18 protein-coding genes and 1 pseudogene are annotated in these 24,293 nt (G+C 44.9%); 10 read left to right on the top strand and 9 right to left on the bottom strand.

Annotated features, from left to right (window positions below; translation table 11 throughout):
- Position 1: 1 nt before the first annotated feature.
- Together J4N42_RS07880 and J4N42_RS07875 are read right to left on the bottom strand one after the other, a co-directional pair.
- Complete coding sequence (locus tag J4N42_RS07880) at positions 2-1,537, bottom strand: alanine/glycine:cation symporter family protein (RefSeq protein WP_252027299.1); 1,536 nt, start codon at positions 1,535-1,537, stop codon at positions 2-4.
- 479 nt (positions 1,538-2,016) lie between these two features.
- Positions 2,017-2,304: a hypothetical protein gene (locus tag J4N42_RS07875; RefSeq protein WP_252027297.1), complete on the bottom strand. Its 288-nt coding sequence runs from the start codon at positions 2,302-2,304 to the stop codon at positions 2,017-2,019.
- 131 nt (positions 2,305-2,435) lie between these two features.
- Between J4N42_RS07875 and J4N42_RS07870 the strand changes: the two genes are divergently transcribed.
- Positions 2,436-3,650 (top strand): iron-containing alcohol dehydrogenase, encoded by a 1,215-nt coding sequence (locus J4N42_RS07870; RefSeq protein ID WP_252027295.1) that lies wholly within the window; start codon positions 2,436-2,438, stop codon positions 3,648-3,650.
- A 145-nt stretch (positions 3,651-3,795) separates the two neighbouring features.
- Here J4N42_RS07870 and J4N42_RS07865 read toward each other — a convergent pair whose 3' ends face one another.
- On the bottom strand, positions 3,796-5,235 hold the full coding sequence (locus J4N42_RS07865; protein WP_252027294.1) for a DEAD/DEAH box helicase: 1,440 nt from the start codon (positions 5,233-5,235) through the stop codon (positions 3,796-3,798).
- A 269-nt stretch (positions 5,236-5,504) separates the two neighbouring features.
- On the opposite strand from J4N42_RS07865, the gene yihG reads away from it, so the two are divergent.
- Positions 5,505-6,398: a 1-acylglycerol-3-phosphate O-acyltransferase, YihG family gene (gene yihG / locus J4N42_RS07860; protein WP_252027292.1), complete on the top strand. Its 894-nt coding sequence runs from the start codon at positions 5,505-5,507 to the stop codon at positions 6,396-6,398.
- 87 nt (positions 6,399-6,485) lie between these two features.
- Here the strand turns inward: yihG and J4N42_RS07855 are convergent, their stop codons facing one another.
- On the bottom strand, positions 6,486-7,175 hold the full coding sequence (locus J4N42_RS07855) for a DNA-3-methyladenine glycosylase I (protein WP_252027290.1): 690 nt from the start codon (positions 7,173-7,175) through the stop codon (positions 6,486-6,488).
- A 246-nt stretch (positions 7,176-7,421) separates the two neighbouring features.
- Between J4N42_RS07855 and J4N42_RS07850 the strand changes: the two genes are divergently transcribed.
- The 6 genes and pseudogenes from J4N42_RS07850 (at position 7,422) to pheT (ending at position 16,583) form a co-directional block, all read left to right on the top strand.
- A complete protein-coding gene (locus J4N42_RS07850) occupies positions 7,422-8,210 on the top strand; it encodes a TetR/AcrR family transcriptional regulator (protein ID WP_252030807.1) in 789 nt (262 codons plus the stop codon).
- 222 nt (positions 8,211-8,432) lie between these two features.
- Positions 8,433-10,808 (top strand): efflux RND transporter permease subunit, encoded by a 2,376-nt coding sequence (locus J4N42_RS07845; protein ID WP_252027288.1) that lies wholly within the window; start codon positions 8,433-8,435, stop codon positions 10,806-10,808.
- A gap of 33 nt (positions 10,809-10,841) precedes the next feature.
- Positions 10,842-11,645: an outer membrane lipoprotein-sorting protein gene (locus J4N42_RS07840; protein ID WP_252027287.1), complete on the top strand. Its 804-nt coding sequence runs from the start codon at positions 10,842-10,844 to the stop codon at positions 11,643-11,645.
- 6 nt (positions 11,646-11,651) lie between these two features.
- Positions 11,652-12,860, top strand: coding sequence for a hypothetical protein (locus J4N42_RS07835; protein WP_252027285.1), 1,209 nt, complete (start codon positions 11,652-11,654; stop codon positions 12,858-12,860).
- Positions 12,861-13,171: 311 nt separating this feature from the next.
- Complete coding sequence (pheS, locus tag J4N42_RS07830) at positions 13,172-14,155, top strand: phenylalanine--tRNA ligase subunit alpha (protein ID WP_004413586.1); 984 nt, start codon at positions 13,172-13,174, stop codon at positions 14,153-14,155.
- Positions 14,156-14,173: 18 nt separating this feature from the next.
- A pseudogene (gene pheT / locus J4N42_RS07825) lies at positions 14,174-16,583 on the top strand (phenylalanine--tRNA ligase subunit beta).
- Between the two features lie 95 nt (positions 16,584-16,678).
- On the opposite strand, the gene J4N42_RS07820 reads toward pheT, so the two are convergent.
- Positions 16,679-17,404, bottom strand: a complete 726-nt coding sequence (locus J4N42_RS07820; protein ID WP_252027284.1) for a metallophosphoesterase family protein — start codon at positions 17,402-17,404, stop codon at positions 16,679-16,681.
- Positions 17,405-17,848: 444 nt separating this feature from the next.
- Here J4N42_RS07820 and ihfA point away from each other — a divergent pair, with 444 nt between their 5' ends.
- Positions 17,849-18,145, top strand: coding sequence for an integration host factor subunit alpha (ihfA, locus tag J4N42_RS07815; protein ID WP_053309362.1), 297 nt, complete (start codon positions 17,849-17,851; stop codon positions 18,143-18,145).
- A gap of 115 nt (positions 18,146-18,260) precedes the next feature.
- Here ihfA and J4N42_RS07810 read toward each other — a convergent pair whose 3' ends face one another.
- A complete protein-coding gene (locus tag J4N42_RS07810) occupies positions 18,261-19,037 on the bottom strand; it encodes a RelA/SpoT domain-containing protein (RefSeq protein ID WP_252027283.1) in 777 nt (258 codons plus the stop codon).
- 335 nt (positions 19,038-19,372) lie between these two features.
- On the opposite strand from J4N42_RS07810, the gene J4N42_RS07805 reads away from it, so the two are divergent.
- A complete protein-coding gene (locus tag J4N42_RS07805; RefSeq protein WP_252027282.1) occupies positions 19,373-20,011 on the top strand; it encodes a thiopurine S-methyltransferase in 639 nt (212 codons plus the stop codon).
- A 100-nt stretch (positions 20,012-20,111) separates the two neighbouring features.
- On the opposite strand, the gene purT is transcribed toward J4N42_RS07805, so the two are convergent.
- From purT to J4N42_RS07790, 3 genes are all read right to left on the bottom strand, one after another.
- Positions 20,112-21,287: a formate-dependent phosphoribosylglycinamide formyltransferase gene (gene purT / locus J4N42_RS07800; protein WP_252027281.1), complete on the bottom strand. Its 1,176-nt coding sequence runs from the start codon at positions 21,285-21,287 to the stop codon at positions 20,112-20,114.
- Between the two features lie 148 nt (positions 21,288-21,435).
- Positions 21,436-22,377, bottom strand: coding sequence for a DUF4382 domain-containing protein (locus J4N42_RS07795; protein WP_252027280.1), 942 nt, complete (start codon positions 22,375-22,377; stop codon positions 21,436-21,438).
- A 223-nt stretch (positions 22,378-22,600) separates the two neighbouring features.
- Positions 22,601-24,265: an amidohydrolase gene (locus J4N42_RS07790; protein ID WP_252027279.1), complete on the bottom strand. Its 1,665-nt coding sequence runs from the start codon at positions 24,263-24,265 to the stop codon at positions 22,601-22,603.
- Positions 24,266-24,293: the final 28 nt, after the last annotated feature.

The following is a 24,293-nucleotide window of genomic DNA, read 5'->3' as shown; positions in this document are numbered from 1 at the left end:
GTTAAGCTTGGTCGCTAACAGGGGTCACGTTGTAAACTTTCCCTGCCTTGTGACGTGCTAAGTAATCTGCAAGGTCACGCTTGATCTCTGGTACCAGGATGTATAGGCCAATAATGTTCACCAATGCCATCGAGAAGATCATCGCATCAGAGAAGTCGATAACAGGGCCTAGGTTCATTGCTGAGCCAATTACCACAAACACACAGAATTTCACTTTGAAGATAAGTTCTGCTGTTTTGCTTTCGCCGAACAGGTAAGTCCATGCTTTCAAGCCATAGTACGACCAAGAAATCATGGTGGAGAAGGCAAATAGAACAACTGCGATTGCAAGAATGTATGGGAACCAGCTGATCGCACTACCAAATGCAGCAGAAGTAAGTTCGACACCTGCAAGGCCAGTATCGGTATCTAGGTAACCAGTAATGATGATCACCAAGGCTGTCATCGTACAAATTACAACGGTATCGATGAACGGTTCAAGCAGCGACACGAAGCCTTCCGAAAGTGGCTCTTTGGTTTTAACAGCAGCGTGTGCAATCGCAGCAGAACCTACACCAGCTTCATTCGAGAATGCCGCACGTTTGAAACCTTGGATAAGTACACCAATTACACCGCCCGCAATACCTTCACCAGTAAATGCTCCGTGGAAGATTGCGCCAAATGCATCATCAATACGGTCGTAGTTAATCGCGATAATGATGAGTGCAGCACCTACATAGATCGCAGCCATAAACGGCACGACTTTTTCGGTGACTTTCGCGATAGACTTGATGCCGCCGATGATTACGATCCCAACGATGACCGCTAACACGATACCAAATAACCAGCCTTTATCCGCAAGGAAAGATGCGTCACCACCGGTGACACCAACCACTTGTTTGAACGCCTGGTTCGCTTGGAACATGTTACCGCCACCCAGCGCACCACCAATAGCAAACACGGAGAAGAGGACTGCAAGTGTACGACCAAACGCAGCATTACCACGTTTCGCAAGACCTTTACTTAGGTAGTACATAGGGCCGCCCGATACCGTACCGTCAGGGTTGGTATTACGGTATTTAACACCCAATGCACACTCAACAAATTTACTAGACATACCCAGTAAACCGGCAAGGATCATCCAGAAGGTTGCACCTGCACCACCAATAGAGACAGCAACAGCAACACCTGCGATGTTACCTAAACCTACAGTGCCTGACAGTGCTGTGGTCAACGCTTGGAAGTGTGACACCTCACCATCTTCTTTGGCTTTAGGGTTGCTGTACTTACCAGAGACTAACTCCAACGCATGCTTGAAACCACGTACGTTGATAAAGCCTAGGTACACGGTAAAAAACAGTGCAGCGACAACCAGCCATAAAACGATCCAAGGCACCTGTACGTCAGTAAAAGGGAAAGGAATGGTCGAGAAGATCATTCCTACAAATGGGTTGACGATAGGTGCGACGACTTCGTTAATTTTCTCATCTAAGCCTTCAGCGGCAGCATTGGTTGCCAAGCTACTGCCCAATAAGGCGAGTAATAATCGATTATTCATATTTCATCCTGTCTGAAATTGGTTATATAAAACCATTTACTTATATCTTTTATGTTTAATATGTTGCGTTTGGTTACATTTTTGTAACGTTTTGCATTATTCGGAATAAAACGCTGGGCGCAAAATGTTTCGCTGAAATTTTGACCTGGCGTAAGTTTTGTAAATTTGCGATAAAAATGAATTGATTTGATCTATTGATTCAATTAATGGGTGTTTTTGGGGAGGATGAACGGTCTAATTCTGAATATCTATCTAGATATTCAGAGTTTATATGTAGTGCATTTAGCTGCGTATTGGCCAAATAAACAGAATAAAATAACACTCATAGTAAGGTTAAATGAATGTGGAAACCGTTTAGCGAGCGGGATAGGAATCTGGCGTTGAAATGAACCAGGTTGGCTCTGCATGCTACAAAGATTGCTGAACGAGCAATGCTTGTAGCGTACATTTAAGCAACCAAAGTCGAGGTGAAGCGGGTGTCAGAGCGTACGAATGATCGGCCAACAGAGGTCGTAACGATATAGCTCTTCCCAGTAATGGCATGTACTGAGAAGGTCGTTTTCGAGACGTTGTTGAATAGGCTCATCGAGGTTTTGGTAGCGCTCATATTGCAGGATCTGCTCAACGATTTTTCTAGCGCCTGTTAAATCGCTGCCATAGTCGATGTGATGGAGTACTTTATTGGTGAGATCAGAAAACAGGCTGCGAATTTCCTGTTGAGGGCAATGGCTTGGTGCGACAAAGTAATTTTTATCAAGAGGTTCCATAGCGTGCTTGTCCTTATTTGAACTCCATAAGAAAAGTATAGCGAAGTTTTAAAACTTTGAGGTGTGAACTAGAGATAAGCTGTTGTATTGCCTAGTCTAACCTTATCAACTATGGAAATCTGAGGCCGAAGATGGAACAGAGGCTTTACTACCTGCTGCATAAGATCTACATGAAGGGGCTAAAAATTGCGGCCAAGGTGTTGCCTATTTCGAAACCCACTCTTTTTATTGGGAAAGATTCACTGAAACAGCTGTGTCACAGTGTAGCCATCATGGGTGTCGATAAAGTCTTAGTCGTGACAGATAAAGGTATCGAACAACTCGGCTTTGCTAAGCGGCTCACCTTTGAGTTTGAAAGGGTGGGAGTGCAGTGTGTGGTATACAGTGATGTAATACCTGATCCTACTTACCATCAAGTAGAAGCGGGGCTGTCTTTATATCAGCAAAACCGATGCAATGGGATAGTGGCTATTGGTGGAGGCTCTTCAATAGACTGTGCCAAGGTGATAGCCGCACGCGTTACCAACAACAAGTCGATTAAACGGCTGACGGGTTTACTGAAAGTATGGAAAGCACCAGCGCCGTTGTTTGTATTGCCTACAACAGCGGGAACCGGTTCCGAGGTGACGGTTGCTGCGGTGGTATCCGACCCAGTGACACACACTAAAACCCCGTTAGTCGATCCTAAACTCGTACCGATTGCAGCGGCTCTCGACCCTTCATTGATGCTGGCTCTGCCTCCGGCAATTACCGCCCAAACAGGAATGGACGCATTAACTCATGCGATAGAATCGTATATTTCAGGTAATGCGACGGCCGAAACCGATCGATACGCTCTAGCGGCGATTAAATTGATCAACGAAAACTTGGAAAAGGCGGTGTTGTTTGGCCAGAACACAACGGCAAGGCAGAACATGGCACTGGCTTCCTACTATGCAGGCCTTGCTTTTACTAAGGCCAGTTTAGGTTATGTTCATGCCATCGCTCACACACTGGGGGCAAAATATGGCACGCCACATGGGTTGGCAAATGCCGTTGTTCTTCCTTACGTATTAGAATTTTCTAAAGAGGAAGCGAGTGAACGTTTAGCGGAACTCGCGGATGCAGTGGGTGCTTGTGATGGGAAACTTAGCCAAGAGATGAAAGCGCAAGCATTTATTGACTATGTTCGTGACCTACAGCGAAAACTCAGCCTACCGGCGTCTTTCGACAATATTCTTAACGAGCACATTACCGACATTGCCAAACAAGCATTATTGGAAGCGCAATGGAACTACCCCGTGCCAAGGTACATGAAGCAAGACGAATGCGAGCAACTTATAGCGAATGTAGCTGGTGCGCATTAGGCATTGGTCAGCTATTGGCTTTGTCTCTTCACCAAGCTATAGAGTTTTGACTCTTTAAGTTTCCTGAGTTTGCTTTGGGCTAATACAAGTTGCTAGCATTAAAAAGCCGCGAACGTCGCGGCTTTTTTTACGTGTTGATTTTTGATTATTTGTTCGCAGAAGCGTTTGGTCTGCGTGGCTTATTTCGATTCGGTTTAGCGCCCGAAGGTTTCTTTCCTTGCGCATTATTACCGTTTGGCTTGCCACCATTACTCGATTTTCTTTGGCCTTCATTCGTACCTTTGGTGTTTGGTTTGTTACCAAAGTGACGCTTGTTTTTACCTGCTGGCTTGTGACCTCGAGCGTTGTCACCCGAACGCTGACCATCCGCATGATCAACTTTTGGCTTCTTAGGCTTTTTCGGTTTCTTGGGCTTGATTGGCCGAGTATCGAGCTTAGACTCTGGCAAGATATTAGTCGGCTTGAAGCCTTCTAGTTCGTGGCGAGGTAGCAATTGCTTAATTAGTCGTTCGATGCCAAATAGTTCGCTGGCTTCATCGGCACAAACCAGTGAAATCGCGCGGCCCACTTCACCTGCACGCCCGGTACGGCCAATGCGGTGTACGTAATCTTCTGAAACATGCGGTAAGTCGAAGTTCACGACTTGAGGTAGTTGCGGAATATCGATGCCACGTGCAGCAATGTCTGTTGCAACAAGCACACGAACATCACCAGATTTAAAATCAGCCAATGCTTTTGTTCGCGCGCCTTGGCTTTTGTTGCCATGGATTGGGGCCGCAGTAATGCCTTGGTCGTTTAAGTAGTAAGAAAGTCGGTTGGCACCGTGTTTAGTTCGACTAAATACCAACACTTGTTTCCAGTCACCGTCTTGAATCAATTTTACCAGCATAGGTGCTTTCTTACGTTTATCGGCTGGGTAGATACACTGTTCTACCGTTTTCGCTGTTGAGTTAGCAGGGTTAACTGACACTTCAACTGGGTCGTTCACCAGCCCTTTTGCCAAGTCGCGAATCTCATTTGAGAAGGTGGCTGAGAACAGAAGGTTTTGGCGTTGTTTTGGCAGCAAATCCAAAATCTTACGGATATCACGAATGAAGCCCATATCCAGCATGCGGTCGGCCTCATCCAGCACCAGAACTTCAAGTTGAGAAAATTTAACCGCGTTTTGGTTGTATAAGTCGAGCAGGCGCCCAGGCGTAGCAACCAATACATCACTACCTTTGCGTAGTTTAAGCATTTGAGGGTTAATTTTTACTCCGCCAAACACAACATTAGAACTAACGCGTAAATGGCGACTGTAGTTCACCACATTTTCATTAACCTGTGCGGCCAGTTCACGAGTTGGAGTTAACACTAGTGCACGAATATGGTTGCCTTTCGCTTTTTGCCCTTGGCTTAAGCGTTCAAGGATTGGCAATGTGAAACCTGCAGTTTTGCCTGTACCAGTCTGAGCCGCCGCCATGACGTCTTTTCCTTCAAGGACCGCAGGGATCGCTTGTTGTTGGATAGGTGAAGGGGTGTCGTATCCTTGCTCTTGGATAGCTTTAAGGATTGGCGCAGAAAGACCTAATGAGGCAAAACCCATATATATGATTCTCGATTGGTTAATAGTTTGGGATTCTCTAGGTATAGCACTTAGTAGCGCTAACCAAGAAAAAGTGGGCCATTCTGATGGGTTTACCGTTAAACATCAATCAATAAATGCCAAGCGATGGAAGCGTTTGATGATGCTACCGAGGGATAGTGTGCAATATATTGATACGTTTATTAATATTTTCGTAATCTTTGCAATTAATTTTCAGATTTATCCGACAAGTCTGTATACTGCGCGCTTTTGCTTTAGAAAATACGCCCATGTTAGATAACCTACGTTTAGCGGCCTATGTGTTGTTCGTAACGCTAAACACCGCTTGGACAGCTTTTGTTGTCAGTGTTTTAGCACTGCTAAAACTGATTCTGCCATTTCGTGCCACTCGTGCGTTGTTCACGCGTTTAGCTAACTGCCAATTTTGGTTTTGGGCGACGTTGAACCTTTGGATGCTGAATGCGAACAACAACATCAAATGGGAAATTGAAGGTGGGGAAGGCCTGTCTAAATCTCAATGGTATTTGATGATGTCGAATCACATCAGTTGGGCGGACATTGTGATTCTATCTTCGGTACTAAAAGACAAGATCCCAGCGACTAAGTTTTTTCTAAAGCACTCGTTGTTGTACGTTCCATTTGTTGGCCTTGCTTGCTGGGGTTTGGACATGCCTTTCATGAAGCGCCACTCTCGTGAGTATCTACTGCGCCACCCTGAACGTAGAAATGATGATTTTGATGCGATCAATAAGTCTTGCGACAAGTTCCGCTTAGCACCAACTACCTTGGTTAACTTTGTTGAAGGTACACGTGCAAGTCAGGAAAAGCTGCAAACCGCCAAAACACCTTACGATAATTTGCTTAAGCCAAAAACAGGTGGTGTTGCATTCGCTCTTGATGCAATGGGAGAGCTATTAGATGGGATTGTAGACGTTACGTTGGCTTATCCAGAGAACCAAGAATCTCCATTCATCGATATGCTCAAAGGCAAGCTGACTTGTGTTGTTGTAAGAGTGAAGCTGCATCCAATGGATGAGAATGTCAGTGGCGACTATTTTAAAGACAAAGCGTTTAAGCGTCGATTCCACAACTGGCTAAATGGCGTATGGAAAGAGAAAGACAGCTATCTAGCGGGTGTCTACGATAAACACGCCAATAAGTAAATTCAAAATTGAACGTAAGAAAGCGGCGAATAGGGTATACCTATTCGCCGCTTTCATTTTACTGTGTTGGAGAACTAAGCGAACCTATCACTGAACCCGATTATCGCCGCAACTATAAGCAACGATTTGGCTGATTTCCGACAACGAGCGACCGCTCTCTTGCTGCCAATCAATAAAGGCACGGTTAGACGCCTGCATAGCGCGTTTAGTGTTTCGACCACTATCAATTACGCCGCAATTGCGTAGGTGGTTTTCAACATCCGAGGAAAGAATAAATGTATCCACGCCCAATTGCCTTAACGAGTATGCTCCCGTGTTACCGCCAAGGCGTTTACCGTTTTTCTTTAGAAACTCCCATAAACCCGTGATGTCGTTACTCGGCCACTGAGCAACCATTTCACCAAAAGAACCGAATTCGTGCCTGGCTGAGTGTATCATCATGGCATTAGCAGGAATCGACATCACTTTAGTGAGGTGGCGTATGATGCGTGGATCCCTTGCTTTATCTTCCCACATCTCATCCGAGAGCATTAGCAAAGGCTCAACTCTGAACTGAAAGAAGACCTCTTCAAAATTCGGCCACTTTTTACGAACGACTTCCCAAGAGATCCCACACTGGAATACCTTCTCGGTGAACGCTGCTAGCCAGCGGTCATCGGGTATCACTGCAACTTCTTTAGACGAGAGTGGTTTTCTCACCAGCGCTTCAAGGTGCTGAACACCACCTTTACGTTCTACCGCTCGAGCATAAATGGATGAAAATTTCTCAGTATTCATTAAGTTAATCTCAACTGACTATGGTGAGGAAAGAGTATCAGTAATCTTGTGGTTTGGCTTTGTAATATTAAACCTATAACTCTAGTTAATTATTTTTGTAAAAACACTTGATATGCTCAATGATTGATCTATTATGACGATGTGTCAAAAATGACGAAGCGTCATAAATGGTATTTATCACGTTATTCGTATTCGTGTTACAATATTGAGATTAAGGGAGTAAAGCTTGATACGGACTGGGTAATCATGTTTGGTTTTGGTTGTAAGAAAAATGATAAGAAAGAAGGGCAAGGTTGCTCATTTGGCATGACCAAAAAGCAGCAAGCCATTGCAGACAGAGAAGTTGAACTAACGATGTTAGCGAAATCTCTGGTGCAAGAGCAGGGGTGGAGTAACTTGACAATGGACAAGTTAACGTCTGCCAGTGCCTATTCTAAAGGTACGATATACAATCATTTTTCGAGCAAAGAAGATGTGATTATCGCTTTGTGTATTCATTCTCTGAAAAGTGAGGCGATCTTATTTGCTCGTGCGGCGGAATTTGAAGGTCACTCACGTGAACGAGTTATTGCAATGCACGTTGGTTATCGGATATATGCTCGTATGGAGCCGGTGTTATCGACTTGTGCCATCATGGCAAAAAGCCCATGGGTATTAGAAAAAGCATCACCAGAGCGAGTGAAAGAGCTAAATGAGTTAGAAGAAATGGTTATCGGCCATGCGGATCAACTCGTGAATCATGCAGTGGAACAGGGTGACTTGAAGTTTTCACCTGGTATTGGCTCAGATGCAATTGTATTTGCTAACTGGTCTATTGCTTTTGGTTCTAACGCGCTCACTCAAAATGCGTCCAATAGTCACTGTATTCAACGCTTACAAGACCCTTACACTGTACTGCACAATGCGAATATGTTGCTAGATGGACTCGCGTGGCAACCACTTTCTACAGAGTGGGATTACCGCAAAACGTGGCAACGAGTAGAACAGGAATTGTTCCAACAAGAACTGGAATACTTGGCTCAGGTTGGCCGATAGTTTTGTATTACCGGATTTAGTTGCTAACTGCAATCAGTAAGTGAAGTCAATCGCAGGCAAGCCCAATTAATTGGGCTTTTTAAATCACCATTTATGACGAATCGTCAAAATAAACCTAGTTCTTTAGTAGGTCTTTTTTGATATCAAAGTGTTGCTTAATCGCCAGTGAGTTACTGGTTTTTTAGAGCAATAGTTGACGAAACGTCACAAATGGAGAATGTGATGAAACCACTTAGTCCACCACCAAATAACCTCAACCCTTGGCTAACGATGCCCACACGTTTTACGTTTTGGGTTGTCCTTGCCACGTTATCACTACTTATCGCAGCAACGATGGGGGCCAAGAACCTCTATTTTCGCGGTGACTACAACATCTTTTTTGAGGGCACGAACAAGCAGCTTCAAGCCTTCGATGAAATTCAAACTACGTTCGCCAAAACAGACAACCTAGCGATTGTGGTTGCACCAAAAAGTCAGAATGTGTTCGATATCGAAACGTTGACCTTGGTGCAGCAAATGACAAGCGATGCATGGCAAGTCCCTTACTCGAGCCGAGTGGATTCTCTGGCGAACTATCAACACACTGAAGCCACTGAAGATGACTTACTGGTCGAAGACCTATTGCTTGATGAATATGTGCTGACAGACGAAAGAATTGCCAAAGTTAAGCAGGTTTCGCTTTCCGAGCCTGTGTTACTTCGTTCTCTGATTTCAGATAAAGGCGATGTAACGGTTGTGAACATTACTGTTCAGTTGCCGGAAGTGGATAAAACCGCTGAAGTTCAGGAGGTGATTGCAAGCGTCAATGCATTAGTTGAAAAGTATCAGAGCTTGTATCCAGAGGTAGAATTCCACAAAGCGGGTATCATTGCGATGAACAATGCATTCATGGAAGCCGCACAGTCAGACTCCTCAACACTGGTTCCTGCGATGTTGTTGGTAGTTTTAGTCTTCTTGACCGTGATGCTGCGATCGATTTTAAGTGTGATTGCGACTCTTATTGTGATCATTGGTTCTGTGGCTGCAACGATGGGGCTTTCCGGCTGGGCGGGAATGTTTCTAAGTACGGCTACGGTAAATATTCCAACTTTAGTTATGACTCTAGCGGTTGCGGACTGTGTGCATGTGATTGCCACAATGCGTCATAACATGCAAAACGGTTATTCAAAGCAATACGCTATCGACCACAGCATTTCCGTGAACTTCATGCCTATCCTGATCACTTCTGTGACCACGGCAATCGGTTTTTTAATGATGAACATGTCAGATTCTCCGGTGCTGCGAGATTTCGGTAATCTAGCAGCGTTGGGTGTCATGATTGCTTGTTTCCTCTCGGTGTCACTGTTACCTGCGCTGCTTAAATGGTTGCCTGTGAAAGTGAAGGAGAATCAACAAACTACCTCGAACCGATTTATGGATGGACTTGGTGATTTCGTTGTTAGGCATCGTAAGCCATTGCTACCTCTTTCTGTCGCGGTGATCGCATTATCAGCTGCGCTTATCCCACTCAATAAAGTTAATGATGAATCAGTGAAATACTTCGATTCTCGGAGTGATTTCCGCCAAGCGGCCGACTTTATGGAAGCCCGCATCAGCGGCATGACCAACATCAGTATTGCAGTAAAGACCAATGAGTCGCAAGGCATTGCTGATCCAGTGTTTATGCAAGCCATCGGCGATTTTACAGAGTGGCTAAGGGCGCAGCCTGAAACTGATCATGTTGCAACGCTTTCTGATGTTTATAAGCGTTTAAACAAAAACATGCACGCCGACGATGAAAGCTACTACAAGCTGCCACTGGATAGAGAGCTCGCCGCACAATATCTGCTGCTGTATGAAATGTCTCTACCGTACGGGTTGGATCTAAACAACCAAATTAATGTTGATAAATCGTCAATCAAAATGGTGTTAACCATAGATAACTTGGGCAGTGTGGAACTTGTCGAGCTAGAGAATCGCATCTATCAATGGTTTGCCACGTACGCGCCTCAGTATGACGTCGTTGCATCGAGTCCGTCGCTAATGTTTGCCCATATCGGGGAAACGAACATGGCGAGTATGTTATCAACGCTGCCAATCACACTCATCCTCGTTTCAGCATTGATGATTTTTGCACTTCGCTCACTTCGACTTGGCTTGATAAGTGTGGTGCCAAACATTGCACCAGCAGTGATTGGTTTTGGCCTTTGGGCGCTAGTGTCTGGTGAAATCAATCTAGGCTTATCTGTTGTTGTAACACTAACGCTTGGGATTGTCGTCGATGATGCCGTGCACTTCCTATCCAAGTACCAAAGAGCGCGCAAGCAAGGTCAGTCTGCGGTAGAAGCAGTGCGTTATGCATTTCATACCGTTGGACGAGCACTTTGGATCACCACTGTGGTGTTAGTAGCCGGTTTCTCGGTGCTTGCAATGTCGACATTCAGACTTAATGCCGACATGGGCTCACTGAGTGCGATGGTGATCTTTATTGCGCTGGTAGTCGATTTCTTATTCCTACCAGCTCTACTGATGATGTTTGACAAAAAAGAGTATCAGGTTGAAAGCGAAGTAAAACAAGACGCTGACGACCTTACTCGCAAGCCGCTTATTAATACCTAATTTCGCTCATACATGTACGAGCTCAAGGAGCTGATGATGACAATACAATATTCGAAAAAAATCACTGGAATCTTTTTGTTGGTGGCGTTGACGGCAGGGAGTGCTTTCTCTGCATTTGCGGACGCCGATAAAGGGTTGGAAATAGCTAAAGAACGAAAAGCTCGAGACGAAGGTTGGGGTGATTCTGTAGCTACTATGCAGATGCTACTTAAAAATGCTCAAGGGGAGAGCAGTACCAGGCTGATGCGATTGAAATCGTTGGAAGTGAAAGATGATGGTGACAAAGGCCTGACGATTTTCGATGAGCCACGTGATGTTAAAGGCACCGCGTTTCTTAACCACTCACACACGGTAAAATCGGACGATCAGTGGCTGTACTTGCCTGCTTTGAAAAGAGTAAAGCGTATCTCGTCACGTAACAAATCAGGCCCTTTCATGGGCAGTGAATTTGCTTATGAAGACTTAAGTTCGTTCGAGCTCGAGAAGTATACCTTTAACTACCTAAAGGATGACACGGTCAACGGTCAAGAAGTGTTTGTGATGGAGCAAATCCCAACCGACAAAAATTCGGGATATACCAAGCAATTGGTGTGGTTAGAGAAGCAAGAATATCGCCCTCTAAAAGTTGAGTTTTATGACCGTAAAGGTTCGCTATTAAAAACACTGACATTCAGTGACTATAAACAGTATCTCGACCAATACTGGCGAGCTCATACAATGGCTATGCAGAATCATCAGACGGGTAAGAGTACTGTACTGACGACGAGTGAGTTAGCGTTTCAAACTGGGTTAGATGATGGTGACTTCCAGAAAAACACGCTTAAGCGTGTAAGGTAACCGGGTATGGATGGTTGGAAGCACACATTGGTTCAGGTGGGAGTCACAAGTGGTATTGTAGTGGCAACTTTGTTGTCGTTACAATGTCACGCTGTGGCTTTAGGTGGGCAAGTTAACCTTGAGCATCGGCAGTTCATTTCGGACGGGTTACAAGGCCAAGACAAGGGGCAAAGCTCTGTTGTTCTAGAGCCCGAATTGTATTGGGAGTTTGGCCAAGGAGAGAGTAGCTTCACATTCACTCCGTTCTATCGTTTTGACAGCATGGACGATGAACGTAGCCATGGTGACATTCGTGAAGCACTCTACTTAACCTACTGGGATGATTATGAGTTGCGAGTTGGCGTTGGTAAAGTGTTTTGGGGTGTCACAGAGTCGGCGCATTTGGTCGATGTTGTGAATCAGACTGATGCAATAGAAGCGTTAGACGGTGAAGATAAACTGGGCCAACCGATGGTACATTTCACTGCTATCAAAGATTGGGGGACAGTTGATGCGATGGTGTTGCCGTATTTTCGTGAACGAACGTTCGCTGGCGTTGATGGAAGGCTGAGGCCCACAATTCCTGTATCAGACCGAGTGCTTTATGAGTCATCTCGCGAGGAGCAGCATGTGGATTTTGCTTTACGCTATGCGCAAATGTTTGGCGATTGGGATGTGGGCGTAAGCTATTTCAATGGGACAAACCGCGATCCTTACTACTTTTTGAACCAGAGCGAAGGTAACCAATTCAGCTTAGACCCATATTATGCTCAGATGCAGCAGGTAGGCGTGGATGTACAAGGCATTGTGGGAGACTGGCTATTGAAGCTTGAATCCATCTATCGAGATAGCTACGACAACCATACTGGTGTAGTAACAGGTTTCGAATACACTTGGGTTGGCCCTTTCGAATCGTATTGGGATGTCGGTTTCATTGCTGAATACCTATACGACAGTCGAGGCAACAATGCCCAATCTGTAGGACAGAATGATGTGTTTGCTGGACTCAGGTTCGCATTGAATGATGAGGATGGAACTGAAGTGTTAACAGGCATCACTCAAGATTTGGATAACAGCGATGTCTATAGCGCTAAACTGGAAGCTTCTAGCAGGATCACTAATCAACTGAAGTGGAGAGTGGATGGTTGGTTATTTGAAAACGAAACACCAGATGACTTACTGTATTTTGCCCGTAAGGACGACTTTATTGAAGTATCCTTAGAGTACTATTTTTGATCTTATCCAGAACAAAAGGCTAGGGGATTATTTGCAATCCTCTGGCCTGCAACAAGCGCTCAATTTTCCCATCTAATTTTACGAATACGGATGTTAATCACCGGGTTTTATTATCAAAATGCTGTGTTTCATTAAGTTTCGATGAAATAGAGGCGATTTTTTACACATTAGGCATTTGTGACCGTATTTCAATTTGGCTTTGTAGGCGGGTTTCGCTACTATGTACAGCTATTTGAAAATACCCAAGAATCCCTTGCGGGAACCTTATGGACACTACCACTTATGTGCAAACATAGGTAGATGAGGAAACGATGCAACATCTAGAAGAGATCATTGCTAACGCGAATGCAGCAATTGAAGCAGCAGATTCGTTAGTCGCACTTGATGAAGTGCGTGTTCAGTATCTAGGCAAGAAAGGTGAGCTAACGGCTCAACTTCAAAGCCTAGGTAAACTACCACCAGAAGAGCGCCGTGAAGCTGGTCAAGAGATCAACAAAGCAAAAGGCGTTGTTCAACAAGCGATCGCAGCTCGTAAAGATGCACTACAACGTGCAGAGCTAGAAGCGAAGCTTGCAGCGGAAACAATCGACGTGACTTTACCAGGTCGTCGTATCGAGAACGGTGGTTTACACCCTGTGACTCGTACTGTTGAGCGTATTGAACAGTTCTTTGGTGAGCTAGGCTTTAACACTGAGTCTGGTCCTGAGATTGAAGATGCATTCCACAACTTTGATGCACTAAACATCGCAGAAGATCACCCAGCGCGTACTGACCACGACACGTTCTTCTTTAACCCAGATCTAATGCTACGTACTCACACGTCTGGCGTTCAGATCCGTACGATGGAAAATGGTAAACCACCATTCCGCTTCATCGCTCCGGGTCGTGTTTACCGTAACGACTATGACCAAACACACACGCCAATGTTCCACCAAGTGGAAGGCATGCTAGTAGACGAGAACGTAAACTTCGCACAGCTTAAAGGCATTCTGCACGACTTCCTATGTAACTTCTTTGAAGAAGAAGTTGAAGTTCGCTTCCGTCCTTCTTACTTCCCATTCACTGAGCCTTCAGCAGAAGTAGACGTGAAAGGTAAAAACGGCAAATGGCTTGAAGTTCTAGGTTGTGGCATGGTTCACCCTAACGTACTTCGCAGCGTAGGCATCGACCCTGAGAAATACTCTGGCTTCGCATTTGGTATGGGCGTTGAGCGTCTAACTATGCTTCGTTACGGCGTAAACGATCTTCGTGCGTTCTTCGAGAACGACCTTCGTTTCCTAAAACAGTTTAAGTAATCCAGGGGATACATCACTATGAAATTTAGCGAATCTTGGCTTCGTGAGTGGGTAAACCCTGCGGTATCGACTGACGAACTTACACACCAAATCACAATGGCGGGTCTAGAAGTAGACGACGTACTACCTGTTGCTGGTTCTTTCACTGGCGTTAAAGTAGGTAAAGTGGTTGAGTGAGTGTGGTCAACACCCAGACGCTGACAAACTACGTGTAACTAAAGTAGATGTTGGTGCTGAAGAACTTCTAGACATCGTTTGTGGCGCATCTAACTGTCGCCTAGGTATCAAAGTTGCTGTAGCGACTGTTGGTGCAGTTCTACCAGGCGATTTCAAAATCAAAAAAGCAAAACTACGTGGTCAACCATCACACGGCATGCTGTGTTCATTCTCTGAACTAGGCATCGACGTTGAATCTGATGGCATCATGGAGCTAGCAGAAGACGCAGCAATCGGTACTGATTTCCGCGAATTCCTAGGTCTTGACGACGTAACAGTAGACGTAGACCTAACGGCTAACCGCGCTGACTGTTTCAGCATCCGTGGTATGGCGCGTGAAGTTGGCGTTCTAAACCGTGCTGACGTAACTGAGCCTGCAGTAAACGCAGTAGCACCAGCTATCGACGACACAGTTTCTATCGAAGTGAAAGCGACTGCAGCATGTCCATGTTACCTTGGCCGTGTGGTTAAGAACGTAAACGTTCAAGCTGAAACACCACTATGGATGCAAGAGAAACTGCGCCGCTGTGGTATCCGCTCTATCGATCCAGTTGTAGACATCACTAACTTTGTTCTTCTAGAGCAAGGCCAGCCAATGCACGCATTCGATCTTGCTAAGATTGAAGGTGGCATCGTTGTTCGTATGGCAGAGCAGGGCGAGAAGCTAACTCTACTAGACGGTAACGAAGCTGAGCTAAACGCTGATACTCTAGTTGTCGCAGACCACAACAAAGCACTTGCTATCGCAGGTATTTTCGGTGGTGAAGAGTCTGGTGTAACCACTGAAACTAAAGACGTACTACTTGAGTGTGCGTTCTTCGCACCAGACCACATCCGTGGTCGCGCACGTAGCTATGGTCTACACACAGATTCTTCAATGCGTTTTGAGCGTGGTGTCGATTTCGCACTACAAACAAGCGCAATGGAGCGTGCAACAGAACTTCTTGTTGAGATCTGTGGTGGTGAAGTAGCACCTGTTGTTGCAGTAGAGTCAGAAGCTGACCTACCAAAAGCAAACACAGTATCACTACGTCGCACTAAGCTAGACAGCCTACTAGGTCACCACATTGCAGACAGCGATGTTGTTGAAATCCTAGAGCGTCTTGGCCTAACGGTTGAAACGACTGACGCAGGTTGGACTGCAACAGCACCAACATGGCGTTTTGATATCGCAATCGAGCAAGACCTAATTGAAGAAGTAGGTCGTATCTACGGTTACGATAACATCCCTAATCAGAACCCAGCGGCAGCACTTAAGATGCACGACCACGTTGAAGCGAACATTCCGCTAAAACGCGTTCGTAACCTATTGGTTGACCGTGGTTACCAAGAAGCAATCACTTACAGCTTCGTTGAGCCAGAGCAGCAAAAGCTTGTTGTTCCAGGTGTTGAGCCACTAATCCTGCCATTCCCAATCTCTGCGGACATGTCAGCAATGCGCCTAGGCCTAATCCAAGGTCTACTAAACACTGTGGTTCACAACCAGAAACGTCAACAGCCACGCGTTCGTCTATTCGAATACGGCCTACGTTTCATTCCATGTGAGTCTGCTGAAAATGGTATGCGCCAAGAGCCTATGCTTGCAGGTGTTATCGCAGGTACTCGCAGCGAAGAGCACTGGGACATTGAAACTAACACCGTTGATTTCTTCGATCTTAAAGGCGATCTAGAAGCGGTTCTTGAGCTAACAGCAAATGAAGCAGCGTACTCTTTCGCAGCGCTTTCTGCTGAAGATAAAGCAGCGAACCCAGCGCTTCACCCAGGTCAATCTGCAGCTATCATCGTTGATGGCAAGCAAGTTGGTGTGATTGGTACAGTTCACCCTGAGCTTGAGCGTAAGTTTGGTCTAAACGGCCGTACTATCGTATTCGAAGTGGAATGGACTGCAATCAACACTAAAGTGATTCCAGAAGCAGTACAGCTTTCTAAGTTCCCATCAAACCGTCGTGACATCGCCGTAGTTGTTGATGAAGCAGTGGCTTCTGGCGACATCGTTGCAGCGTGTCTAGAGCAAGGTGGCGAGTTCCTGAAAGATGCGAAACTGTTCGACGTTTACGTTGGTAAAGGCGTTGAAGAAGGTAAGAAGAGCCTAGCTATCGCGCTAACACTACAATCTGTAGAGCGTACGCTTGAAGATGCAGATATCGCTGGCGCGGTTGATGCTATCGTTGCTCACGTATCTGAGAAGTTTGGTGCGTCACTTCGTGACTAATTATTTCTGATTAGATAGTAAAAACCCTGCTCAATCGGCAGGGTTTTTTTATGGCCCTCGCTTTATTTCAGGCCTTTCAGGTCGTCTGTCGGTGCCTATAAATAAATGGCTTCGTAATGGAGTCTGCCTGGGGCAACCACAACTCTGCTGACTCCAATATTTTCTGTTCGATTATACTTCTCGACGGAATGATCAAATCCATATGCGGTGGAAGGCGCCATATATTGAGTCACTCCTTGCTGCATTTCTACAATCTCATCATGTCCATGGCCGCATATGACCTCTTCAACTTGATGCTTCTGAAGTGCTTGGAAAACTTCAGTATCGTTTTCCAAGCAAATTGCTTTCATCCATTCAGAGCCCACTCGAATAATAGGATGGTGAATGACCACGACAGGGTTGGTCGATTTTCGAAGTTGCTTTTTGAACGTTGCAAAATCTCGGTTGTTCAAACGCCCCGAGCCCAACGGATGGGTATTATCGATTGGTTTATTGCTGGAATTAAGAAATAGAAATTGTCGGCCAGATATATTGGTTTTGCTGGGCATGGAAATAGAAGAGCCCTTTAGCTCAACTCTCATTAGTAGATCATCATCGTGGTTACCTGCGATTGCGATGATCACTTTGTCTTGTATGTATTCATCGATGAAGCTAACTAAGTTTTTGTAACTTCCTACTTTGGGGCCACAGCAAATATCACCCGTGAGAAGAATATGTGTACATTCAGCATCATCTTGAGCCAGCTTTAGAGCACGGGCAAGGTTGCGATAACTTGTTTCATCACCTAAATGGCAGTCACTAATTTGGTAAATTGTCGTCATGGCCGTAAGTACCTAGAGGTCCCGAAAGAAACGCATAAAATGTCGTAATGTGAAAGGAATATAACTGAAACAACACTAATATTAAAGTCAGCATCAACTTACTGATTTATTAAGGTTTTTAGGATTTATTTGTGAACTAGGCAAAAAAATATTGCTACAAAGTCTGTAAGAGTGTTTTGCTGATATATGTATTAGTAGCCGATGAATGGTCTGAAAATGACAGTGAAATCAGAGTATTGTGAGTATATTATACTGAATTATTGTGTGGTTATGTGGTTGTTTTTGCTGGCTAATATACAATCGCCCAAGAAAAAAGTTGGCGAAAATCAGAAGCTTGGCATACACTTTCCAAGGTAAAGCCGATATGTTGTTGATTGGCTAGGCGAAATGCTTTGGCGCTGTCGTTTAGACAGCAATGTTTAACACAGCTTTGAGGGAAGTTTTATGGCGCTCACAAAGGCCGAATTGGCTGAGAACCTGTTTGAAAAGCTTGGATACAGTAAACGGGATGCCAAGGAAACGGTTGAAGTGTTTTTCGAAGAAATCCGTAAGGCACTCGAAAGTGGCGAACAGGTAAAACTGTCAGGTTTTGGTAACTTTGATCTTCGTGACAAGAATGAACGTCCGGGTCGAAATCCTAAGACTGGTGAAGACATTCCGATTTCTGCTCGACGAGTAGTGACATTCCGCCCGGGACAAAAACTAAAAGCCCGAGTAGAAAACATTAAGGTTGAGAAGTAGCCCAAGCAATAGACCACGCAGCGCGTGGTCTTTTTGTCTCTGCTACTTGGTTCTAGTGACTTAGGATGACAGCGAAAACGCATAAAAAAAGCGGCCAGTAGGCCGCTTTTCGTTTCTATGCTGCTTGTAAGTGAGTGGTGATATAAGGTTGCCACGCGTTTTGGTATAGTTCGCGAGACTCACGGCGCATATTGGCGATTTGAGCTTGTTCAAACTCAGTAAAGGTTCGGTTTTCAGCCGCCGCTTTACGTTCAATGGTTTGAATTACTTCATATAAATCATGTTCTGGACCATTTTTAACATCAGCGATCGCTTTTAAGTGGAGCTGCACTTCTGCAATGATGTCGGTTTTCGGAAGTTGAACCAGCAAGTTTAAGTCACGGTAGCCTGAATCACCTGGCTTTTTAAAACGGTTTTTCACTTTGACTACAGTTGTTTCTCGGTTAAGCACTTCATAAACTTCCATTAAACTTGCCACATCGTCAGCAACGATTGTTGCGCGAGCTAAGTCTGTAATTCGCTCTGGTTTACCGCCAAGTTCATGCTGAATTTTTTCTTCTGCACGCTTTTGAGATTTAACACCAGCGAAATAGGCATCAGTAGAAGTCAGTAGCGCAGTACTTTTACAAATAGTTTCTAGCTCATGCTGAGCTTGGTGAGCTTTGCTGTAAAGAATATCGAAATCAGAATACGGTTGAAGAGGTGTAACATCGGTTGATTGAATGCCGTAAAGACCGCTCAAGCTGTGTTTGAATAGCTTAGAGCAGACTTCGTTCTGGCTTGTCGTAGAACGGTTTTGCTCACCACTTGGGGCGGTTGGAATCGCTGCGAATGCAGGTGCACGGCTTAGTACCAATAGCATCAGTGCTGTAGTACGAAGAAATAAGCTCATTCACTCTCCTTAACTTGCAGTGTCATGGTTAAAAGGAGTACTTAAAGGACGCCAATAACATTACAAATAAGAGTTGCTATTCAATTTATGGGGTTCAAAGTTAGCAAAACAACCTCTGAACACCCGAGTATTTTAAATTCTTGCGCTCAATCACATATTGATTTCACACTAGTTTGAGTGACATATAGTGAGTAAGTTCACTCATAACTTGTAAGCAATTATAACCAACGAAGATTAATACAAAATGAACGGTTCTATTCATCTTTAAATCGACTTGGGTGATGAGGTATTTTCCGTTAGGCTATGTCCACAACGGTCAACAAGAGAGTACAGCAATGAGAGACCAAGAATTTTGGCACAATAAGTGGGCAGCGAACCAAATTGGTTTCCATTTAGAAGACGTAAATCCGCTACTGATTGAATTTTGGCAAGCCACTCGTCCTACTAGAGAGAGTAATGTGTTAGTTCCGCTGTGTGGTAAGTCGGAAGACTTAGTATGGCTTGCCACTAAGCACAATGAGGTTCAAGGCGTTGAACTAAGCAATATTGCTGTACGTTCATTTTTCTCCGAGCACTTTTATACACCAACCGTCACCACATTAAATGGGCAGCATGAACTGTATCAGTTTGATGAACTGTCGATTTATACGGGAGACTTCTTCACTGCGCCATTGCAAAGTGCGGATATCATCTATGATCGCGCAGCACTGATTGCTCTACCTGAAGATATGCGCGTCGAATACGCAGAAAGAATCAAAGGATTGTTAAAGCCGGAAGGGCGTATCTTGCTGATTACTTTAGATTACCCACAAGATGAAATGTCGGGGCCTCCATTCAGTGTACCTAAAGCAGAGATAGAAGCCTTGTTCGAAGGCTATAAGGTGACGAACTTAAATCGCGACGATAAAAACGCAATCCCACCGAAAAACAAAGTGTTGAGCCGTTTTGCGGAAGAGGTGTGGCTAATAGAGTGATTAATTCTCATCTATTGTCATAATTCGTTCTTAATGTGTAAACACATTTCAGGACGGCACAATGGAATGAAAAAGGGCTGATTAATCAGCCCTTTTATTTTTAGTAGATAACCTTAATCTTACTCGCACACTCAACGGCATCTTCCACCGCTTTTTCAATCGATGCTCGGCGTGTTAGAGATACGCCAAGTCGACGTCGGCCATCAATGTCTGGTTTGCCAAAAAGGCGCAGCTGAGTTTGTGGTGCGGCTAAGGCCTCTGTCATACCATCGAATTGGATGTTGTTAGATTTACCTTCACCAAGCACAACAGCAGATGCAGAAGGGCCGTACTGAGTAATCGCGTTAACTGGCATTCCTGTGAAAGCTCGAACATGCAGCGCGAATTCAGAGGTATCTTGAGAAATGAGTGTGACTAGGCCTGTGTCATGTGGGCGGGGGGAAACTTCATTGAAGATGACCTTGTCACCTTTAACAAATAGCTCGACGCCAAAAATACCGTAGCCACCTAATGCGTTAACGACTTGCTCTGCCGTATATTCTGCAGCTTTGAGTGCAATGTCTGACATCGCCTGCGGTTGCCATGATTCACGATAATCGCCATCTTCCTGACGATGACCAATAGGTGCGCAGAAATGAACACCATCCACGGCACGTACAGTAAGTAGAGTGATCTCGTAATCGAAGTCGATAAAACCTTCGACAATAACTCGGCCTGCGCCCGTACGTCCGCCTTCTTGTGCGTAGTCCCATGCTTTTTGAATATCGTCTTCAGATTTAATGACACTTTGGCCTTTACCTGAAGAGCTCATGACTGGCTTACATACACATGGAATGCCTACGTGTTCAACAGCGGCAGCAAATTGTTCAAAGCTGTCAGCAAACTGGTATGGAGAAGTAGTTAGTTCCAACTTTTCTGCTGCTAAACGGCGGATACCTTCACGGTTCATGGTGAGTTTGGTCGCATTAGCAGTAGGAACAACGTTAAGGCCTTTCGCTTCTAGCTCTACTAGCTTGCCTGTCGCGATGGCTTCGATTTCAGGTACAACATAGTCCGGCTGCTCTTTTTCTATGATAGCTTGCAGAGCTTCACCATCAAGCATGTCGAGTACGTAACTTCTGTGAGCAACTTGCATTGCTGGTGCGTTCTCATAGCGATCACAGGCGATAACTTCTAAGCCGAGACGCTGGCATTCAATCGCTACTTCTTTGCCTAATTCACCGGAACCAAGCAGCAGCACGCGGGTAGCACTTTTACGGGTAGCAGTACCAAACATACAAAATCCTTAAACTTTGAAAGGGGAACAGTAAATTTGCAGGCATGATACTTAAGTTTTTCTAAAAAGCAAACGTTTGCGCAGGGGCTGTAGCTCTCTAATTGAACTTATGAAAAGGGCAAGCTCAAAAGCTTGCCCTGTGCGGTGTTTAGCTGAAGTCCAATATGTGACTCTTCCCTGTTTCTAGGGTCGTTTCATGCACGCTACCATCTGGGTTCGCGATGGGAATCGCATCATATTGAATTGGGTCATCACCCTTAGCGTCGCACGCAAACGCAGCAGTGTAGTTTCCAGAAGAAAGGTACCCAAATGAATAAGCTCCTGAGTCATCAACCCCTGTAGATGCGACGGGCGTGTGTGAACCTTCTGGAACTGGTACGGATGAATCAAACTCTGAATCATGCTCATCGACTAAGTCGATTAGCATGGAGGCCGCTAAGTCAAGGCCAGAGTATAAGTAGACATATCCCGACTCCGCACCATCAGCGCAAAATAGAGATGGATCAACCGTTCCACTTAGGCTGGCAGCATTATCGTTGTCCAAAATTGTAACGCCATGAGGTTTCAGTATGTAGCCGTTGTTACTATTCTCATTTCCTCGCATCACAAGAGATTGGCGTAAATCAAATTCTATTGTGAACTCTTGTGTATTTTGTTCATCAACGCTGAAACTGCCCAACTGAAGTTTGTTACTAGGCTGCTTGAGTGGCTGTTGGCCATTATTGTCGATGACATAATTCACGTTACTTTCTTTAGTAATGTGAAGAATAAGATTTTTATACTGACCCGCAGGAACTGGTTGTTGGCTAACAATTAGCGCAGAGTCTGTACCTTGATACTGAAGCAGATCGATTTGGGCATAGTCGTCGCTTGGGTTGTTGGGTACGACATCCAAAAAGATAGATTCACCAGAAGAAGGGACGAGTTCTACTTGAGAAAAACCAATACTCACCGCGTCCGCAGAATCAACGGGCGCATCGGAGACCAAAAAAGAGACATTAGTTTGATGTGTTTCGTTACTGTCGTTGCTACCACAGCCAATTAGTAAAAGTGGCGCAATAATGCTAGATAGACCTAATATACGTTTCATGATTTTATCCAAAAATAACCGTTGGATGGGATTGTATATAAATGGTTCCCTTATCCTATTGAGATGATGTATCGCTGAGGTAGAGCTTTGATATTGACGCTGAATGACAAAACTATCACCAAGAGTGGTCTTACTTTGATGGCTTTATAACAGTTGTGTGCCTTTGTTAGCGGCGTGTCAATGCGGAAGAACAAAGTCGTATAATTGCAAGGGTGTATTAAAGCTACTCGAATTTGTAGATTACGTTTCCTTGAAGGACAGTCATTAGGACACGGGAATTAGGGATGCTTTCTAGTCGCATTTTAGTAATGTCGTCACTGAGCACCACGAAGTCTGCCGATTTACCCAGATCGATGGAACCAGTGAGTTCTTCTAAGCCAAGGCTGTAAGCGGCGTTGATGGTGTAGGCGTCGATAGCGGCATTGATATCAGGTAGACCATAGGGTTTCATTTTCATGCTATTGGCAATGCCTACCAGCGGGTTGATGTCATGCACATTCCAATCACTACTTAAAGTAACATTAACCTGATGATCGAACATGGTACTCAGGTTCATCATCGACTTGGCTTTCTTAATCCCAATGATCGCCTCTGCCCATGTGTGGTCGTTGTAGGCGACATAATCTGATCCCACTTGAAAGTCGGCAGTCACATTGAGCTTCGCAAAACGAGGGACGTCGGCCTTATCGACAAGTTCTACGTGAGTAAAAGTATAACGTTGCTTCTGACCCTTTTCCCTCATGGCTTCAACTGCATTTAGGGATTCTCTGACCGCGCCATCACCAATAGCATGTATGTGTGCACTATACCCAATCTGAGCTAATTCTGAGAGCCAGTTCGTCATATCTTTGGGTGAAATATAGTTAAGGCCGTAAGGTTGATTTGGGATGTAGGTCGTCAGATAGGGGGCCAGCACTTTTGCTGTACCATTGACTAAAATGCCATCGCTGTACATCTTGACCTGATTCACCAACAAAAGATTTGAGTGGTCATCAGTGTAAATACTCTCTAGATACTCAAGTTGGTTTTTCTTACCTACCTCTGGATAAATCCATGGGCGAAGTGAAACACGTGCAGTTAAGTCCCCCGACTTTTCCGCGGCTTTCCAAACCTCCAGCCAACCGCGTTTCCAGTATAGCCGGCCATCACCAATGGTTGTGATCCCATGAGCGGCCGCTTCCTCCAACCCAGCCATCAACCCTTGGTAACTTTGGTCAAATTGATTAGGCAGTGAATTCCACGCGGTTTCCATCACTATATCACCAGCGTTATCGAGTAATATCCCGTTGAATTTTCCAGATTTTGTTTTCAGAATTTTGCCGCCCGGCGGGTCGATTGATTCATGGTTAAACCCAGATAACTCAAATGCTAAAGAGTTCACCCACATGGAGTGAGACGTCTGTTCCATAAACACAACGGGTTGATTTGGGAAAAGAGAATCGAGTACTTCCAGAGGTGTAGTTTCGTCTTGGCTGGAAAGGAGGTTTTCGATAGTAAAACCGTACCCAGTAATCCAACCCGATGTTGGGCTCATCTCCCGGCAATCTTTTAGATAAGGAACCTGTTCGGAAAGAGTGCCTCCTTCTAATAACTCGCAACTACCGCCGGCTTCAGAAGCTGCTTCAAACACATGGTTATGGTTATCAATGAACCCGGGTAACAAGAATGCATTGCCGAGGTCAATGATTTCAGTCTCTGATCCTTTTAGTGTCGCAGCGCCATCTGCGCTGCCTATATAGCTAATTTTTCCCTGCGTAATGGCTACACTGTTCGCTGTTGGGTGCCCATAAATGTTTGCATTGATCAGAAGTGAATCAGCTTGCCCATTTGCATGGGCAAAACTGCTCGTTGCGATTAATGATATAAGTAGGCGCTGAAACTGAATCATGCTGCGTTCCCTTTGGCACTTAATGTAC

Origin of the sequence: Vibrio sp. SCSIO 43135 (genome assembly GCF_023716665.1) — a bacterium.
In the GTDB taxonomy this organism is placed as follows: Bacteria; Pseudomonadota; Gammaproteobacteria; order Enterobacterales; family Vibrionaceae; genus Vibrio; species Vibrio paucivorans.
This window is presented reverse-complemented; position numbering and strand designations above follow the sequence as displayed.

Coding starts and splice junctions, on each gene's coding strand:
- J4N42_RS07845 (WP_252027288.1), top strand. CDS start 8,433: ATGAAACCACTTAGTCCACCACCAAATAACCTCAACCCTTGGCTAACG.
- J4N42_RS07870 (WP_252027295.1), top strand. CDS start 2,436: ATGGAACAGAGGCTTTACTACCTGCTGCATAAGATCTACATGAAGGGG.
- J4N42_RS07795 (WP_252027280.1), bottom strand. CDS start 22,377: ATGAAACGTATATTAGGTCTATCTAGCATTATTGCGCCACTTTTACTA.
- J4N42_RS07805 (WP_252027282.1), top strand. CDS start 19,373: ATGAGAGACCAAGAATTTTGGCACAATAAGTGGGCAGCGAACCAAATT.
- J4N42_RS07875 (WP_252027297.1), bottom strand. CDS start 2,304: ATGGAACCTCTTGATAAAAATTACTTTGTCGCACCAAGCCATTGCCCT.
- J4N42_RS07850 (WP_252030807.1), top strand. CDS start 7,422: ATGTTTGGTTTTGGTTGTAAGAAAAATGATAAGAAAGAAGGGCAAGGT.
- purT (WP_252027281.1), bottom strand. CDS start 21,287: ATGTTTGGTACTGCTACCCGTAAAAGTGCTACCCGCGTGCTGCTGCTT.
- J4N42_RS07865 (WP_252027294.1), bottom strand. CDS start 5,235: ATGGGTTTTGCCTCATTAGGTCTTTCTGCGCCAATCCTTAAAGCTATC.
- J4N42_RS07880 (WP_252027299.1), bottom strand. CDS start 1,537: ATGAATAATCGATTATTACTCGCCTTATTGGGCAGTAGCTTGGCAACC.
- ihfA (WP_053309362.1), top strand. CDS start 17,849: ATGGCGCTCACAAAGGCCGAATTGGCTGAGAACCTGTTTGAAAAGCTT.
- J4N42_RS07835 (WP_252027285.1), top strand. CDS start 11,652: ATGGATGGTTGGAAGCACACATTGGTTCAGGTGGGAGTCACAAGTGGT.
- J4N42_RS07810 (WP_252027283.1), bottom strand. CDS start 19,037: ATGAGCTTATTTCTTCGTACTACAGCACTGATGCTATTGGTACTAAGC.
- pheS (WP_004413586.1), top strand. CDS start 13,172: ATGCAACATCTAGAAGAGATCATTGCTAACGCGAATGCAGCAATTGAA.
- J4N42_RS07790 (WP_252027279.1), bottom strand. CDS start 24,265: ATGATTCAGTTTCAGCGCCTACTTATATCATTAATCGCAACGAGCAGT.
- yihG (WP_252027292.1), top strand. CDS start 5,505: ATGTTAGATAACCTACGTTTAGCGGCCTATGTGTTGTTCGTAACGCTA.
- J4N42_RS07820 (WP_252027284.1), bottom strand. CDS start 17,404: ATGACGACAATTTACCAAATTAGTGACTGCCATTTAGGTGATGAAACA.
- J4N42_RS07840 (WP_252027287.1), top strand. CDS start 10,842: ATGATGACAATACAATATTCGAAAAAAATCACTGGAATCTTTTTGTTG.
- J4N42_RS07855 (WP_252027290.1), bottom strand. CDS start 7,175: ATGAATACTGAGAAATTTTCATCCATTTATGCTCGAGCGGTAGAACGT.